Source organism: Mesorhizobium sp. B2-3-6 (genome assembly GCF_006442305.1).
Lineage (GTDB): Bacteria > Pseudomonadota > Alphaproteobacteria > Rhizobiales > Rhizobiaceae > Mesorhizobium.
In genome coordinates this window covers 941,612-958,150 of record NZ_VFVW01000001.1, presented here as the reverse complement: position 1 = coordinate 958,150, position 16,539 = coordinate 941,612, and the positions used below count along the sequence as shown (strand labels likewise).

General features: G+C 64.0%; 15 protein-coding genes. 6 read left to right on the top strand and 9 right to left on the bottom strand.

Annotation, left to right across the window (positions count from 1 at the left end):
- Positions 1 to 3: 3 nt before the first annotated feature.
- Positions 4 to 1,299 carry a DUF445 domain-containing protein gene (locus FJ953_RS04635; protein ID WP_140623310.1) on the bottom strand — a complete coding sequence of 432 codons (1,296 nt, stop codon included), beginning with the start codon at positions 1,297 to 1,299 and terminating at the stop codon, positions 4 to 6.
- 397 nt (positions 1,300 to 1,696) lie between these two features.
- Here FJ953_RS04635 and rirA point away from each other — a divergent pair, with 397 nt between their 5' ends.
- Positions 1,697 to 2,158 (top strand): iron-responsive transcriptional regulator RirA, encoded by a 462-nt coding sequence (gene rirA / locus FJ953_RS04630; protein ID WP_140495713.1) that lies wholly within the window; start codon positions 1,697 to 1,699, stop codon positions 2,156 to 2,158.
- Positions 2,159 to 2,218: 60 nt separating this feature from the next.
- Here the strand turns inward: rirA and FJ953_RS04625 are convergent, their stop codons facing one another.
- The 5 genes from FJ953_RS04625 to hemP are packed head-to-tail and all read right to left on the bottom strand — an operon-like array spanning position 2,219 to position 6,328.
- Positions 2,219 to 3,007, bottom strand: coding sequence for a heme ABC transporter ATP-binding protein (locus FJ953_RS04625; protein WP_140623308.1), 789 nt, complete (start codon positions 3,005 to 3,007; stop codon positions 2,219 to 2,221).
- Between the two features lie 9 nt (positions 3,008 to 3,016).
- Entirely contained in the window at positions 3,017 to 4,117 is a 1,101-nt protein-coding gene (locus tag FJ953_RS04620) for an iron ABC transporter permease (RefSeq protein WP_140495711.1), read from the bottom strand.
- 5 nt (positions 4,118 to 4,122) lie between these two features.
- Positions 4,123 to 5,031: a hemin ABC transporter substrate-binding protein gene (locus tag FJ953_RS04615; RefSeq protein WP_140623306.1), complete on the bottom strand. Its 909-nt coding sequence runs from the start codon at positions 5,029 to 5,031 to the stop codon at positions 4,123 to 4,125.
- 10 nt (positions 5,032 to 5,041) lie between these two features.
- Complete coding sequence (locus tag FJ953_RS04610) at positions 5,042 to 6,103, bottom strand: hemin-degrading factor (protein ID WP_140623304.1); 1,062 nt, start codon at positions 6,101 to 6,103, stop codon at positions 5,042 to 5,044.
- Positions 6,104 to 6,121: 18 nt separating this feature from the next.
- The gene (hemP, locus tag FJ953_RS04605; RefSeq protein WP_140517208.1) at positions 6,122 to 6,328 is read right to left on the bottom strand and encodes a hemin uptake protein HemP; all 207 of its coding nucleotides are present in this window, start codon (positions 6,326 to 6,328) and stop codon (positions 6,122 to 6,124) included.
- Between the two features lie 201 nt (positions 6,329 to 6,529).
- Here hemP and FJ953_RS04600 point away from each other — a divergent pair, with 201 nt between their 5' ends.
- The 3 genes from FJ953_RS04600 to FJ953_RS04590 all read left to right on the top strand — a co-directional run bounded on the left by FJ953_RS04600 (position 6,530) and on the right by FJ953_RS04590 (position 9,551).
- Entirely contained in the window at positions 6,530 to 8,719 is a 2,190-nt protein-coding gene (locus tag FJ953_RS04600; protein ID WP_140623302.1) for a TonB-dependent hemoglobin/transferrin/lactoferrin family receptor, read from the top strand.
- A gap of 2 nt (positions 8,720 to 8,721) precedes the next feature.
- Complete coding sequence (locus tag FJ953_RS04595; protein ID WP_140623300.1) at positions 8,722 to 9,165, top strand: hypothetical protein; 444 nt, start codon at positions 8,722 to 8,724, stop codon at positions 9,163 to 9,165.
- Between the two features lie 71 nt (positions 9,166 to 9,236).
- Positions 9,237 to 9,551, top strand: coding sequence for an antibiotic biosynthesis monooxygenase (locus FJ953_RS04590; RefSeq protein ID WP_023763446.1), 315 nt, complete (start codon positions 9,237 to 9,239; stop codon positions 9,549 to 9,551).
- 28 nt (positions 9,552 to 9,579) lie between these two features.
- On the opposite strand, the gene putA is transcribed toward FJ953_RS04590, so the two are convergent.
- Entirely contained in the window at positions 9,580 to 13,191 is a 3,612-nt protein-coding gene (putA, locus tag FJ953_RS04585; RefSeq protein WP_140623298.1) for a bifunctional proline dehydrogenase/L-glutamate gamma-semialdehyde dehydrogenase PutA, read from the bottom strand.
- Between the two features lie 164 nt (positions 13,192 to 13,355).
- On the opposite strand from putA, the gene FJ953_RS04580 reads away from it, so the two are divergent.
- Entirely contained in the window at positions 13,356 to 13,808 is a 453-nt protein-coding gene (locus tag FJ953_RS04580; protein WP_140517216.1) for an Lrp/AsnC ligand binding domain-containing protein, read from the top strand.
- A 1-nt stretch (position 13,809) separates the two neighbouring features.
- Here FJ953_RS04580 and FJ953_RS04575 read toward each other — a convergent pair whose 3' ends face one another.
- Positions 13,810 to 15,009 carry a cytochrome c peroxidase gene (locus FJ953_RS04575; RefSeq protein ID WP_140517218.1) on the bottom strand — a complete coding sequence of 400 codons (1,200 nt, stop codon included), beginning with the start codon at positions 15,007 to 15,009 and terminating at the stop codon, positions 13,810 to 13,812.
- Positions 15,010 to 15,016: 7 nt separating this feature from the next.
- Positions 15,017 to 15,466, bottom strand: a complete 450-nt coding sequence (locus tag FJ953_RS04570) for a FixH family protein (protein ID WP_140495703.1) — start codon at positions 15,464 to 15,466, stop codon at positions 15,017 to 15,019.
- A 152-nt stretch (positions 15,467 to 15,618) separates the two neighbouring features.
- Between FJ953_RS04570 and FJ953_RS04565 the strand changes: the two genes are divergently transcribed.
- A complete protein-coding gene (locus tag FJ953_RS04565; RefSeq protein ID WP_140495702.1) occupies positions 15,619 to 16,539 on the top strand; it encodes a sugar kinase in 921 nt (306 codons plus the stop codon).

Genomic DNA, 16,539 nt, shown 5'->3' with positions numbered 1-16,539 from the left:
CCGTCAATTGACGAGAAACAGCCGCTCCGCGGTGTAAAGCGCGATGCCGGCCAGACCGCCGATGATCATGCCGTTGAAGCGGATATATTGCAGGTCCCGGCCGATATTCATCTCGATCAGCCGCGTCAGCTGCGCCAGGTCCCAGCGCTTGACCTGGTCTGCGATGAATTTCGATACGCCGCTCTTCTGGCTCTCGACGAAAGAGGACAGCGCCACCACGAATCCCTGGTTCATGTCGGCCCTGATCTTGGCGTCTCCGGCCAGATGCCGGCCGACCTCGACGAACATGTTGGCAAGATGCGCGCGGATCATCGATCGCGGCGCCTTGGCATCCTGCTCGATGAACAGCCTGAGGCTTTCCCACATGTCGCCGGCCAGCGCCTTGACTTCCGGCCTGGCGAGGAAATCGCGCTTCAGCTTCTCGGCGCGCCTTGCATATTGCTTCGACGTTCTCAGCCGCTCGACGAAGCCCTGTGCGAAACGATCGAATTCTGCGCGCATCGGGTGCTCGGGATCGGCTCTCACCTCGTCGAGCAGCGAACCGGCCGAGGCGACGATCTTCTTCAGGAGATAGGCGTCGGCCCTGAACAGGTTGAACAGCGACGGCAGTTCCTCGCGGATCTTTTCGCGCATGGTCGTCAGCGCCTGTTCATCGTTGAGGAACTGGCCGATCACCTTGATGAACTCATCGAACAGCCTCTGGTGACGGCGATCGTCGGTCAGGGCCGAGAGCAATTCGGCCGCCAACGGCGCCAGCGGCACTTTTTCGATCTGCTCCAGCATCCGGCTGGTGACGAAGCCGCGCAGCCCCGATTGCTCGACGGCGGCAAGCGTCTGCGGAACCAGGCGCACGACGAAACGCGACAGGCCCGCGGCACGTTCGGAATCGGCCAGCCAGTCGGCTACGAGCGCCGAGAAATCGACCTCGGCCAACTTTTCGCGCACCGGCTCGGGGGCAAGGAAATTGGCTTCGATGAAACGGCCGAGATTATCGGCGATACGGTTCTGGTTCTCGGGAATGATCGCGGTGTGCGGGATCGGCAGACCGAGAGGCCGCTTGAACAGCGCGACCACCGCATACCAGTCGGCCAGGCCGCCAATGGTCGCCGCCTCGGCAAAAGCGGCGACGAAGCCGAGCCAGGGATAGGTGCTCTCGAAGGACTTGGCCAGGGCGAACACGGCGACGCAAAGCGCAAGTGCCGCCGTGGCGACGAATTTGGTCCGCCGCAGCATTACAATCTTGGCATGCGCGTCGGCATCATATCCGCCGGAAGCCAGGGCCGTGGCTGATTGTGACATGTCAGAGCCGCTCCTCGTCGATCTCTGATCTATTTAGAGCATTCCAGGAAAGGTGTGTAACGCTGTTCCCTGGAAAAGCGCCTAGCGCTTTCCCCAGGGAATTGCGTGAAAACAAAGAGTTAGGGCGGTCGGCCATTCTGCCGATCACTGGACCGCTCTGGTGTTTCGCCGAGAAAATGCGCGTGACAGCCGATTCGGCCCGCGTCTTGCCGCCTTGCGCACACAAAGTTGACGGGAATATTCAGCTATTAGGCGAAGCTAGTCTGGAATTATTCCAAGGTATAGGCCATATTCCGCCGAGGCCAGTGTGGCGAATCCGAAAGCTCGGAGCAAAGCCGCACCAGCAAAGTTCAAAATCTGGCGTGATCGCAGCTCGCCGGCGCTTTGTGAGGACAAGATGCGACTTACCCGCCAGACCAATTACGCCATGCGCATCCTGATGTATTGCGCGGCCAATACCGATCGGCTGAGCCGCATCCCCGAGATCGCCGCCGCCTATTCGGTGTCGGAGCTTTTCCTGTTCAAGATCCTCCAGCCACTGGTCGAGAATGGCCTTGTCGAGACGGTGCGTGGCCGCAATGGCGGCGTCAGGCTTGGCCGTGCCGCGGAATCGATCAACCTGTTCGACGTCGTGCGCGTGACGGAGGAAAGCTTCGCCATGGCCGAGTGCTTCGAGAACGACGCCGCGGAATGCCCTCTGGTCGACAGTTGCGCGCTGAATTCCGCGTTGCGCGAGGCGCTCAACGCCTTCTTCGCGGTCCTTGCCCGCTATACGATCGCCGATCTCGTGGCGGCGCGTCCGAACGTGCGCAACCTGCTCGGCATTGACCTGCTGGAGCGCCGCGCACCGGCGGCCTGATCCGGTTTGCCGCAGGCTGGACCTGCGGCGAACGTCCAGAATCTAGGCCGCTGCCAGAATCTAGGCCGCTGATTGAGGCAGCACGAACGGCATATTGCCGGCTGGCAGGACTCCAACCCTTAAGCGGCAACCGAATACCCTTTCGATCAGATCGTCGCTCAGCACATCCTGCGGCGAACCGGTGGCGGCAAGCCGGCCGCGGTGCATGACGAAAATCCGGTCGGCATACATCGCCGTCAGGTTGAGGTCGTGCAGGATGGCAACCACGCCGCCGCCCGTTCTGGCGAAGTCGCGGGCAATGTTCATGATGATCAGCTGGTGCTTGATGTCGAGGCTGGACACCGGCTCGTCCAGGAACAGATAGCGCGGCTTGCCGTCGAGCACCGGTGCCCAGATTTGGCACAGCACGCGGGCGAGTTGAACGCGCTGCTGCTCGCCGCCGGAAAGCTCCTGATAGAAGCGGCCGGCGAAACCGTCGAGGTCGACACGCGCCAGCGCCCGTTCCGGCAGGCGTTCGTCCTCGCCCGGCAGCACACCTGAGCGGCCTCCGACAAGGCCGAGCCTGACAATCTCGCGCACAGTAAAGGGAAACGACAAGGTCGTCGCCTGCGGCAGCACCGCGCGCAGCGTCGCCGCCTCGACTGGCGTTATCGTCGAGAGCTCGCGGCCGTTGATGGCAATCCGGCCGGTATGCGCGAGTTCCCCCGACAGCGCCTTGAGGAAGGTCGTCTTGCCCGACCCATTGGGGCCGACAATGGCCGAAATCTCACCCGGCCTGACCTCGAAATCGACGCCGGCGACAATGCCTTTCCTGCCGATCGCCACCGAAACATCGCGCGCTTCGATCATGAAACACCCCTACAGGTCGATGACGCCGCGCTTGCGCAGCAGGATCCAGAGGAAGAACGGCGCTCCGGCGATCGCCGTGACGATGCCGATCGGCAGTTCGGCGGGCGCCACGATGGTGCGCGCGACCGCGTCCGCCAAAAGCAGCAGCGAGGCGCCGAGCAGCGCCGAGGCCGGCAGCAGATAGCGATTGTCGGGGCCGATCAGCAGGCGCAGCAGATGCGGCACCACGATGCCGATGAAACCGATGCCGCCGCTGACGGCGACGGAGGCGCCGACCGCCGCCGAGACGCCGACGATGGCCGTGTACTTAAGCCGCTGCACCGGAATGCCGAGATGGCCGGCGGTCGCCTCGCCCAGCGCCAGCGCATTAAGGCCGCGAGCCAGGAACGGCATCGCCGCCAGCGAAAGCACGATGACCGGGCCGACAGAGCCGATCTTCTGCCATGTCGCACCGGCCAGCGAGCCGAGTTGCCAGAAGGTCAGGTCGCGCAGTTGCCGGTCGTCGGCCATGAAGATCAGGATACCGGTCAGCGCCATGGCAAGTGCGGCCAGCGCCAGGCCGGCAAGCAGCATGGTGGCGACGGATGTGCGGCCCTGCCGCGTCGCGACCTTGTAGAGCAGCAACGTCACCGACAAACCACCGCCGAAGGCCGCCAGAGGAAGGGTCAGCGCGCCGAACGAGGCGGTCACCGGCGACAGCACGGTCGTGCCGAGCACGATGACGGCCACCGCGCCGAGGCTGGAGCCCGCCGAAACACCGATAAGGCCGGGGTCGGCAAGCGGATTGCGGAACAGCCCCTGCATGACCGCGCCGGAGACCGCGAGCGCAGCCCCGATCAGCACGCCGAGCACGACGCGCGGCAGCCTTATGTCATAGACGATGAGGCGATCTCGCGCGCTCATCGCCACGTCGCCAGGCGCTGCGCCGAACAGCCAGTCGCCGACGACCTTGACGGCGGAGGCATCCGAGGCGCCGGAGGTCAGCGACAGCAATACCGCTGCCGCAAGCACGACGCAGGCGAGCGCGATGACCAGACGGGCGCGCCCGGAACGGTCACCGTCGCTGGCCATCTTCCTCTCCGCCGGCCCGGCGATCGACTGGTCGACCATGCCGCTCAGTCCGTAATCTGCGTGCCATAGAGCGCGGCGGCGAGGTCGTGGACGGCGTCGGCCGTGCGTGGTCCGAAGCCGAGCAGATAGCCGCCGTCGATGCGGATCAGCTTGCGCGCGGTTCCGGCCGGCGTCGAGGCGATCGATGCGTTGCCGAACAGTTCATCGTCCGATACCGGCGGCCCGGCATTGCTCATCATCAGGATCGCGTCCGGCCTGGCGGTGACAACAGCCTCGTCGGACAGTTGCTTGTAGCCGGAGAAGCCTTCGATCGCGTTGACGCCGCCGGCCAGCTTGATGATGCCGTTGGCAGCGGTATCGCTGCCGGCCGCCATGATCTTGCCGCCCTGCATCGACAGCACGAACAGAACGCGCTTGCGCTCCTTGATCGAGGCCGTCTGCTTTTCCGCCGCCTGCAGCTTGGCATCGATCTCCCTGGCCAGCGCTTCGGCCTTGGCGTCGGCGCCGAGCGCCTTGCCGACGATGCGGACCTTTTCGAGGATGCCTTCACGGTCATACAGGTCAGGCACTTCGATGAAGGGTATGCTCGTCTTCTTCAGCACATCGAGCGCCTCCTTGGGGCCGCTGCCGTGCAGCGCCAGCATGCCCGAAGGGTTGACCGACAACACACCCTCCGGCGACAGCTGGCGCATGTAGCCGACATCTTGCAGGTCGAGAGCGGCTTTCGGATAGCGGCTGGTGGAATCGCGCGCCACAAGACGCTTTTCCTCGCCGAGCGCATAGACGATCTCGGTGATCGAGCCGCCGATCGACGCGATCCTGGTGGGATCGGCGAAGACGGAAACACCGTCGCTGGCGCCGGCCGGCTGCAGCGCTGTGAAAGCAAAGGAAAGGCCGACCATCGGGCCAAGCATCGATCCGCGCGCAGCCGTCAATCCGGAGAGAAGACCCATCATCGTTTCCTCAGGCTGCCGTCGGGCTTGGAATGCGCGGCAGGTTTTCGGCCAGGAAGCGCCAGTCGTCGCGCTCACCCTCTCCTTCATGGCGCTTGCCGAAGAACTGGATGATCATGTTGCCGCCGGTGTCGTAGACCTCCAGCGACGTAACATGGCCGTCCTTGGTCGGCTTGCGCACGGCCCAGACCTCATGAATGTGGTCGGTGCGCAGGTGCAGATGGAAGGTCTCGTCCAGCACATTGATCCATGGCCCCATTGGCTTGATCGACTTGACCGGACCGGAATGGATTTGGATACAGCCACGGTTTCCCACAAAGCACATGATCGGCATCTCGCCCTCGGCGGCACGATTGAACATGGCTCTCACCGCATCATTGTCGAGCAGCCATGCATAGTCCTGGCCCACCATGCGCACCGCCTGGCGGCGGCTGAGCTTCAACGTCTTCAGCATGCCGAAGAACTGATGCACGTCGGTCAGCCGGCTCCAGCGATCGCGCAGATCGTCGAGATTCGCGGTCGTTGTCACCGCCTCGCCTTCGTTCTCGGCGGCTGGCCCCGAAATGGCGACCAGTGGCTCCTGGTTCGGCGATTCCAGCGAAGCGACCAGTTTCTGATAGGCATAGAGGTTTGACCCAGGCCGCAGATGCACCTTGTGCACCGCCTCGCCCGCCGCGTCGAAGAATTGCAGGCTGCGGCGGATGTCGTCGCCGTCGCGTTTTTCCACGGCAAAGCCGTGCGCCCATATTTTCGGGAAAATGCGCAGGTCGATGTTCTCGCCCAGCACCATGGCATTGTGATTGCCGGTGACGACCTTGTCGTAGGCGCCGATCTTTTCATGCACGGCGCTTTCGTTGCGGGTGAGCGCCATCACCTCGCCGACGGCTTCGAGGCCGGTCAGAAGATCGTTGACGCGTGGCTCGACGCGAACGACACCGTCGCCGCAATGCGCGGCCACCAACTCAGCCTCCGAAATGCCAAGCTGTGCGGCCAGATCGCGCTCGCGCGTTTTCGGATTATCCGTCCGCGCCCGCCGGATTTCGTGCGGGGTGGGTTTTACGCGCTGGTCCATTGTCCTGCTGCCTTACGCTTACTTGTTGAGGATGAGCTTGCCCTGACGGGTGATCTTGAGCCGGTAGAGCGCGCCGTGATGCTCGATGCCGATCTCGTGCTCACCTTGGAACAGCGTGTTGCTCGACAGCGTCCGCACCGCCAGCTGAACGCGGTCGAAGCGGGCGGAAGCATCGTCGGACCGGCGGACGCGATAGCGGAAGTCGTTGGGATTGTGCGTGTTCATGTGGATCGGTCCCTTTCCTGTGCCGGGCGTCTGGCTAGGCGTTTGCGTAATCCGATTCATTCTTGACTTGAATAATCATGTTTACTAGTCAGTGCAATACCGGATTAAATTAGTCAAGATTTAAGACGCGAATACGATCACAAATGCCAGCCAGCCCCAGGCCAGCCCGCATCGAACCTGGAAGCTTTGGAGTTGGGGCACATGGGGTTAGCGATTTGGGAACGGCGCGGCTGGTCGGCGGCGAAGGGTGCAGCGGCTTTGCTGGCGGGCGTGGCGGCGATTGCCTTATACGTGCCACCTGCCAACGCTCAGCAATCAGCACAGGCGGCGGGAGAGCAGGCCGATCAATCGAAGCAGGCTGAGGGGGAAAAGCCGGCGCCAGCGGGCGCAACGCTGCTCGACAAGGTTCTGGTCATCAGCCGCACCGGAGAAACGGCCATCCAATCGCTGGCCTCGGCCAGCCATATCGACAAGGAACAGCTCGATCGCCGCATGGCGACGACGCCGAACGAAATGCTGTTCGGCGTGCCCGGCGTCGCGGCGCAGGCCGATGCCAGGCGCGTCAGCACCAGCGTCAATATCCGCGGCCTGCAGGATTTCGGCCGCGTCGCGATCATCGTCGACGGCGCGCGGCAGAACTTCCAGCGTTCCGACCATGGCACCCAATCGACCTTCTACGTCGACCCCGAGCTTATCAAATCCGTCGACGTCATCCGTGGTCCGGTCGCCAACACCTATGGTTCGGGCGCGATAGGCGGCGTGGTCTTCTTCGACACCAAGGACGCCCAGGACATCCTCAAGCCGGACGAGACATGGGCTGGTTCCGTCACCGGACGCTACGAGAGCAACGGCAAGGGCTGGACCACCAGCGCATCCGGCGCCTATCGCTTTAACGACAATTTGGATGCGCTGGGCAATATCGTCTACCGCAATTATGACGACTACAAGGATGGCGACGGCGACACCGTCAAGGGCACCGGCTTCGACGTGCTGAGCGGATTGCTAAAGACCACGATCCGCCCGAGCGACAATAGCGAACTGAAGCTCGGCTGGGTCGGTTCGAGCGACGGCTGGAACGAGATCAGCGGCGGCATGCCGGTCAATGACGTCGACCTGAAATCGAACACCTTCACGGCTCGCTACAATGTCACGGACGAAGACAGGAGCTGGCTCGACCTCCACGTCAACACCTCCTACAACAAGACCAATCTCGACCTGACCGGCCTTGTTCCGCAGCGCCGCTTCGATCCCGTCACCGGCCTTCCCGTGATGTTGCCGGCAGGTTCGACGTCGACCTTCGATGTCGGCACAGCCGCCATCGACATCTGGAACACGTCGCGATTCGAGACAGGCGGCCTCGCGCATGAACTGACCTATGGCGGCGACTGGGTGAATGACGACGTCGAGACTGGCGGCACGGCAGGCGGCGACAGCTTCTACACGCCTTCCGGCAAGCGCAACGTTTCTGGCGCCTACGTCCAGGACAAGCTCAGCTGGGATTGGCTCGAAGTCATTGCCGGGCTGCGCTATGACAATTACAGCCTCGAGGACGACACGCACGAAACGTCGGGCGACCGCCTGTCGCCGCGCATCACCGTCGGCGTCTCGCCTTTCGAAAGCGCCGGCCTTGCCGGCCTGCAATTCTACGGCACCTACGCGGAGGGCTACCGGTCGCCTTCGCTGACCGAAACCCTGATCAGCGGCAACCATCCGGCGGGCGTCAGCTTCCCGTTCCTGCCCAATCCCAATTTAAAGCCCGAAACCGGCAAGACCGTCGAATTCGGTGTCAATTACAAGCAGAACGACGTTCTCGAGTCCGGCGACGCGTTTCGGCTGAAGGCGGCCTATTTCAACAACGACGTCGACGATTATATTGACGGCGTTACGCTGTCGGCCTTCGATCCGACCAGTGGGTGCCCCTTCGGGCCGGGCATTCCGATCTGCTTCCAGTACCAGAACTTCGCCAAGGCAAAGATCAACGGCTTCGAGATGGAAGGCGTTTATGATGCAGCATGGGGCTACGCCGGACTTTCCGCCTCCATCATCAATGGTCACACCATATCCTACGAAGGCGATCGGGCGGACCTTGCCACGATACCGTCCGCGCAGGTCACCGTGCAGCTCGGCCTGCGCTTCCTCGAGGACAAACTCACTGTCGGCGGCGAGGTGCAGTACAATGGCAAGCCCAAGGGTAACCCGATCGCCGAGGACTATACGCTGGTCAACGCTTTCGCCAGCTACCAGGCGACCGACAATCTGAAGGTTGATTTCCGCGCCGACAATCTGTTCGATGTCAAATACGCCAATCCGTTGAACGGCAGCACCACGGTCGCGGTCTATGAACCGGGCATAACGCTGAAGCTGGCGGCAACGATGCGATTTGGAGGATGATGATGACGAACTTGACGGCATCCCTTCGTCTGCTGACCTCGGCGCTGGCGATGTCGCTTGCAGCGGTTCCGGCGTGGGCACAAGAGTCCGCGCCGGCGCCTGCTCTCTCCCTCGAACTCAATGGCGCGCAACCGTCTGAAAAGGGCTGCCGCCTGACCTTCGTGGTCACCAACAATCTCGGCGCCGACCTTTCCAGGGCGGCGTTCGAGATCGCGCTGTTCAACGACGCCGGCGTCGTCGACCGCCTGACCGTGCTCGACTTCAAGGACCTGCCGGCCGGCAAGACCAAGGTGACGCGCTTCGATCTCGCTGGCACCAACTGCGCCAAGGTCAGCCGCGTGCTGATCAACAGCGCGACCGAATGCGTCGGCACCGGCGTCGAGCCGAACACCTGCATGCGAAAACTCAAGACAGATGCCAAGACCAGCATCGCCTTCGGGGTCTGAGCACGGCGTGGGGCCGCACGCGGCATCCTGCGGCACCACCCGTCTAAGTCCAGGAAATCGAAAGGAACTCCATGTACATCGCCATGAACCGCTTCAAGGTGCAGAACGGCTCGGAAGCCGATTTCGAGGCCGTGTGGAAAAACCGTGATTCCAGCCTTGCGGAAATGAAGGGCTTCCGGGAGTTCCATCTGCTGCGCGGCCCAGTCAACGAGACCGAAGGCTATACGCTGTTTGCCTCGCACACGGTCTGGGCAAGCCACGACGATTTCGTCGCCTGGACCAAGTCGGAGAACTTTCGCGCCGCCCACAGGAATGTCGGCACGACGAAGGTCCACTATCTCGGCCATCCCCAGTTCGAGGGTTTTTCGGTCGTCGAGGGCGCCTGAACGACCTCGCCCGCCGGATAAGGCGTCCTTAAGCGGCAGCAAGCAGGCTGGCATTGCCGCCCGCCGCGGTCGTGTCGACGCAGACGGCCCGCTCATGCGCATAGGCCGCGGGGTTGAGCACTTCGCTGACCAGCGGCACGATCGGCCCTGAGCGTTCGGCGATCACCTTGCGCACGATGCGCGCCGCCTCCGGCGTCCCCGAGAAGGCGACGACGTCGACGCGTAACGAACGCGCCTCAACCGGATCGGGGCGGCCGTCGATCGCCGCCAGCGGCAGGCCCTTGCCGGTCAGCGCCGAAAGCGCCGCCGGCGCGCCTGGCGCCACCGCCAGCACCGCGTTGCCGGCGGCGAGCGCCTGGATCGTCTGCGCAAGCAGCGTGTCGCCGTCCGGTCCCAAGCACAGCACCCGGCCGCGCGGCGCCAATGACAGTGTATTGGCCTCGCCGGTCGGCCCGGGCAGGTCGACCTGGCCGAAATCGATTGCGGCGGCGGCACCGATCGCCGCGGCACCTTTGCCTCGCAGGTGCTTGCGCAGGATGGCGATGCGGTCCGGCCGCGTCGACCAGCCGCCAAGCGCGGGATCGGACAGATTGTCGGCGAGTTCGGTCGCCGTCACCTTGTGGCCGTCGCCAACAGGCGTGCCTGCCTCCGGTCCCTTGCGAAAGCGCCGGAGATAATGCGGTCCGCCGGCTTTGGGTCCGGTGCCGGACAGCCCCTCGCCGCCGAACGGCTGCGAGCCGACGACCGCGCCGATCTGGTTGCGGTTGACATAGATGTTGCCGGCATGGATCCAGTCGACGAAATGCTGGACGCGACCCTCGATGCGGGTGTGCAGACCGAACGTCAGGCCGTAGCCCTTGCGGTTGATGGCGGCGATCACCGCATCGATCTCATCGGCGTCGAAACTGGCGACATGGAGCACCGGCCCGAACACTTCGCGCTCCATCTCCTCGATACCCTTGACCCGAAACACATGCGGCGCGACGAAGCGGCCATCCCTGGGTGCTTCGAGCTTGGCGATCAGCCGTCCCTGCAAACCCATCGTCGTGCAGTAATCGCGGATCGAACCCTGCGCCTCGTCGTCGATGACGGGACCGACATCCGTCGAGATAGCCCAGGGATCGCCGACCTTGAGCGCCTCCATGGCGCCCTTCAGCATCTCCAGCATCTTCTTCTCGACATCCTTCTGCACATAGAGGACGCGCAGCGCCGAACAGCGCTGGCCCGCACTCTGGAAGGCGGAGGCGAGAATATCGCGCACCGCCTGCTCGGGCAGCGCGGTGGAATCGACGATCATGGCGTTCAGGCCGCCCGTCTCGGCGATCAGCATGGCGTCGGGCGCGGCTGTCTCGGCCAGTTGCTTCTCGATCAGCTTGGCGACGTCGGTGGAGCCGGTGAAGCAGACGCCGGCAATGCGCGGATCTGAAGTCAGCGGTCCGCCGACCGAGGGGCCATCGCCCGGCAGAAGCTGGATGACGTCTTCCGGCACGCCGGCCTCGCGCAGCATTTCGACGGCTCGGAAAGCGATCAGCGGCGTCTGTTCGGCGGGCTTTGCAATTACCGAATTGCCGGTGACGAGCGCTGCGGCAATCTGGCCCGTGAAGATGGCGAGGGGGAAATTCCACGGCGAGATGCAGACAATGACGCCGCGCGCCTCGGTGCCCGCTTCGGCATTGCTCGCCTCGGCCGCGTAATAGCGCAGGAAATCCACCGCTTCGCGCACTTCGGCGACGCCGTCGGCCAGCGATTTGCCGGCCTCGCGGGTGGCCAGCGCGAAGAATTCGACGGCATTGGCCTCGTAGAGATCGGCGGCGCGATTGAGGATGGCCGCGCGCTCGGCAACCGGACGCTTTGCCCAGGCTGGCTGCGCTTCGACGGCGATGCGCACGGCGGTTGCCGCCTGCTTGGCGGTGGCTTCGCTGACCATGCCCACCACTTCCGAAGGCCTGGCCGGATTGACGACCGGGCGTTGCTCGCCATAGCCGGCCGCGCGCGTGATCGGCTTGGCGTGCCAGCGGTTAGGGCCCGCGAAGGCTGTCCTCTCCTTGTCGATCGCTGCCAACGTCACCGGATCGGTGATGTCGAACCCTTTCGAGTTGCGGCGGCTTGCACCGAAGATGACGGCAGGCCGGGGGATCGCGGGATTGGCGGCGGGGCCTTGGCTCTCGACCGCTTCTAGCGGGTCGCGCGCGATGTCTTCGGGCTCGACATCCTCGTCGGTAAGTTGGTGGACGAAAGATGAATTGGCGCCGTTCTCCAGCAGCCGGCGCACCAGATAGGCGAGCAGGTCGGAATGCGCGCCGACAGGCGCGTAGATGCGGCAGCGCGTGCCTTCGGCCTTACGCACCGTCTCGTGCAACGCTTCGCCCATCCCGTGCAGGCGCTGGAACTCGAAGCTCTCACGGTTCTTCGTCATCGACAGGATGGCGGCGACAGTGTGGGCATTGTGGGTGGCAAATTGCGGATAGATGCGATCGGTCATCGACAAAAGCTTTCTCGCGCAAGCGAGATAAGAAACGTCGGTGTTGACCTTGCGGGTGAAGACGGGGTAGCCGGCGAGCCCCAGCGTCTGCGCCCGCTTGATCTCGGTATCCCAATAGGCACCCTTGACCAGCCGCACCATGATGGTGCGATCGCATTTCGTGGCAAGCGCATAGAGCCAGTCGATGACGAAGGCAGCGCGCGGACCATAGGCCTGGACGACGACGCCAAAGCCGTTCCAGCCTGCAAGCTCCGGCTCGGCAAGCACGCGCTCGATGACGTCGAGCGAGAGGTCGAGGCGATCGGCCTCCTCGGCATCGATATTGAGGCCCATGCGCGAATGGCGCGCCGCGAGCGCCAGCGAAAGGAGCCGCTCGGCCATGACAGGCAGCATCTCTTCCTTCTGCGCTTCCTCGTAGCGCGGATGCAGCGCCGAGAGCTTCACCGAGATGCCGTGGTTGTGGCGGATATCAGGCCCGTTTGAACCGGCATCGAGTGACGAGATGGCGTCTGCATAGGCCTTGTGGTAGCGCAGCGCATCGGCCTCGGTGCGGGCCGCCTCGCCCAGCATGTCGAAGGAATAGAGATAACCCTTCTGCGTCATCGGCCGGCCGCGCTTCACGGCTTCGGCGATGGTGCGGCCGAGCACGAACTGCTCGCCCATCTCGCGCATCGCCGCCGCCACCGCCTTGCGGATGACGGGCTCGCCGAGCCTGCGCACCATGGCGCGCAGCGTGCCTTCGATGCCGCCCTCGCCTTCGTCGAGCACGCGGCCGGTCAGCATCAGCGCCCAGGTCGAGGCGTTGACGAAGATGGAGCTTGAGCCGCCCGAATGCGCCGACCAGTCGTGCGGCGCGATCTTGTCGGCGATGAGGTCGTCCATGGTCTCGGTATCGGGCACGCGCAGCAGCGCCTCGGCCAGGCACATCAGGGCCACGCCTTCCTTGGTGGAGAGGCCATAGGCGGACAGGAAAACCTCCATCAGCCGCGGATCGGACGAGCCGCGCACCGCCCGCACCAGATCGGCGGCATGAGCCGAGATCGCCCGGCGGTCCTCCGCCGAGAGGCCGCTCGCCTCGGCCAGCGCCTTCACGGCCTGATCCTCGTCGGGCAGATAGTTGGCGCGGATTTGCTGGCGGATGGCGTCGAGCGCTGGCATGGCGGGTCCTACTGGCAAGCACAAGGGAGCGGGCCGGCGGTCACCGGACCGAATGGCGCAAGCTAGCACAAGTCCCGATTTTCAGGCGGTCTGAAGAAATCGACATTGCAGTTCGATCGATCTATCATGTCACCGCAAACTACCCGAAGAAGGCTGCATTTTCGATGAGGGAAGACCAATTGGACCGCATCGACAGGAACATCCTGTCGGCGCTGGCAAGCGACGGCAGGCTTTCCATGTCGGAGCTCGCCGCCAAGGTCGGCCTGTCCAAGACGCCGGTGCAGGCGCGGGTGAAGCGGCTGGAGAAGGACGGCTATATCAGGGGCTACCAGGCGATTATCGATCGCGAGCGCATGGGCGAAGGCCATGTCGCCTTCGTCCAGGTGAAACTGTCCGACACCCGGTCCGCCGCGCTGGACGCTTTCAACCGCTCTGTCCAAGCCGTTCCGGAGATCGAACAGTGCCACATGATGGCGTCGAGCTTCGATTATCTGCTGAAGGTCCGCACCCGCGACATCGCCGCCTATCGCCGCGTGCTGGGCGAGCGCATCTCCGCCCTGCCCCATGTCGCCCAGACCTCGACCTTCGTGGCGATGGAGACTGTGAAGGATCGATAGTTCATTCCGCCAAGGTCTTCAAAAACGCCACCAGCGCCGCGCGCTCGCGGTCCGACAGCGCCAGCGGATGAATTTCGGATGTCCCCTCCACACTGGGGGCAGCCTTGGCATAATGCGCCACCACCTCGTCGAGCGACGCAAACTGACCGGCGTGCATGTAGGGCGGCCGCGTCGCCGCGCCGCGAAGCGAAGGCGTCTTGTAGGCGCGCACCAATTCCGGCGCATCCTTGACCATGAACCGCAATTCGCCGCAGGCGCCGACATCGCCATCGCGATAGGCGCCGAAGCAGTTGAACGGGTCGGCTTGAACTTGGCGTACCGCGTCGACGCGGCCGCGATCCGGCGGCAGCCCGTTGACCGGCGGCACGCCGGTGTTGTGGAACCCATTGTCGGTGAAGCGCGGCCCATTGTGGCAGGTCACGCAATTGGCCTTGCCGATGAACAGTTTCAGGCCGAGGATTTCCTCCCGGGAGAAGGCGGCGTCGCCTTTCGGCTCGGCGCCGGTCGCCAGGTCCAGCGCGAACCGGTCGAAGCGGGCCTGCGGCGGCTCGATCGAGCGTTCGAAGGCAGCGATTGCTTTGCCGATGTTGGCGAACACCCCGTTTATCGCGTCACGCTGCTGGTCGCTCATGGCGCGCCATGCAGCCTTCTCGGCATCGCTGCCGAGCGGACTGGCATTGGCTGGTATGTCGGACAGATCGGGCAGCGGGCCGAAGATGCGCTCATAGCGGTCGCCGAAGCGCGCCTTGATGTAATGCGCATAGGCGGCACGGTTTCCCGCCTGCTCCAGCGGGTTCTCCAGCGGCGTCAGCGCCTGCGCCCACAGGCTGTCGCGCCGTCCGTCCCAGAAAAACCAGGGATCGCGTGCGATGCCGGCGAGCGGCATGGTACGCCGGTTCGTGCGGCCGACGCCAACCGCCTGCGGCAGGCCGTCCTGAAACTGCCGGTCGATCTTGTGGCAGGTCGAGCAGGACACCGTGCCGTCGCGGCTCATGCTGGCGTCAAAGAACAGCGTCGAGCCAAGGGCAGCGGCGGCCGGGACATCGGCGAACCGGTTGGTGGTGTCGGGTTTCAGCGCCGGCAGCCTCGACAGCGCCAGCGAGGCGATGGTCTTCTTCTCGGCATCGGAAAAGTCCGGCTTGCCGCAGCCGGCAAGAACGGCCATCGCCATCAAGACGAAAAAGCGCGCAAGACGCCTCATCTGCGGCTCACAGCACGACGTTGAAGACGACCGTATCCGACCCAGCCGTCGCGGAGATGGCAAAATGCAACTGCCACCAGCCGCTCATGGTGAATTTCACGCCCTCGATGCGATAGCGCCCGTCGCCGAGATAGTCCGTCGCTTGCGGGCTGGTCGGCAGGCCGTGGCGGTGCTGCGGCATGCCTCCCGATACCGCGATCGCGGCCCCTTCCACCGGCGTCCCGGCTATCGTCTTCAACGTCAACAGCCAGGCTTCCAGTTCGCCTTGACGGACGACGCCGCGTTCCGGCGCGAAGCTCGCCATGAACAATCCGTTCTCGGTCTTTTTGGTTCGGGAGATATCCGGGCCGGCAACCTGCGCGGTTCGCGGTGCGGTCAGATAGACCACTGCCAGGATGCCAGCCAGCAAGGCTGCCAGACCAAGACCCGCCAAAAGATAACGCCATATCGAAGCCAAGCCGGTTCCTCTTCAGGGGATAACGTTTTGCCGCACCGATCGCATCCCGCCAAACCTGTTGGAATCGCAGGTGACGGAAAAAACCGCCCTTGCCAAGCATGGCGCTCTACTCTCCAAAAAGCTACAGCAGCATCGTAACAGGGGAATGGATCATGATCGGCAAAGGTGTCGCCTCGATCGGCGAATGCATGATCGAGCTTTCGGGCCAAACGGGTTCGAACTGGCGCATGGGATTTGCCGGCGATACGTTCAACACGCTGTGGGCCCTGCATGCGCTGAGTGGAAGGCCAGCGACCTACGTCTCGGCTTTCGGAGACGATCCTTTCTCGCAAGACCAGATCGGCTTCTTCGCGGACAATGGCATCGGCATTGGCGAAAGCCCTGTTATCCCGGGGGCGCGGCCCGGCCTCTATGCCATCACGCTGACCGGCGCGGAACGCTCCTTCACCTATTGGCGCGGCGATGCAGCTGCCAGGCAGCTTGCCTCCAATCCGGCTGCGTTGGCAAAAAGCCTTGAAAAGCAGGCGCTTGTCTACTTTTCCGGAATCACTTTGGGAATTCTGGACTCCGCTGCGCGCGCCACGTTGCTATCGGCCGTGGCCGAGGCGCGATCCGCGGGGTCGCTGATCGCCTTCGATCCCAACTACCGGCCACGGCTGTGGCGCGATCGCGAGGAGGCGCAAGCCGCGATCCTGGAGGCGCTCGCCGTCACCGACATCGCATTGCCGACTTTCCCGGACGAGCAGATGCTGTTCGGCGATGAAGCGCCACAGGCAACGGCTGGGCGGCTCGGGCAACTGGTCGGCGAAGTCGTGGTCAAGAACGGGGAACAGCCGGCGCTGATCGTCGAGAACGGGACGCTGCGGGACGTTCAGGCGATCCATGTGGCCACGCCCGTCGACACCACGGGCGCGGGCGATTCCTTCAACGGCGGCTATCTCGCCGCGCGTCTCGCCGGACACACCCCTGCGGAGGCTACAAAGCGCGCGCACCGTGTCGCGGCCAGCGTGGTGCAGGTTCGCGGCGCATTGGCGCCATTCGAGACGTTGCGTGCGGCATTCGAAACGGATTGA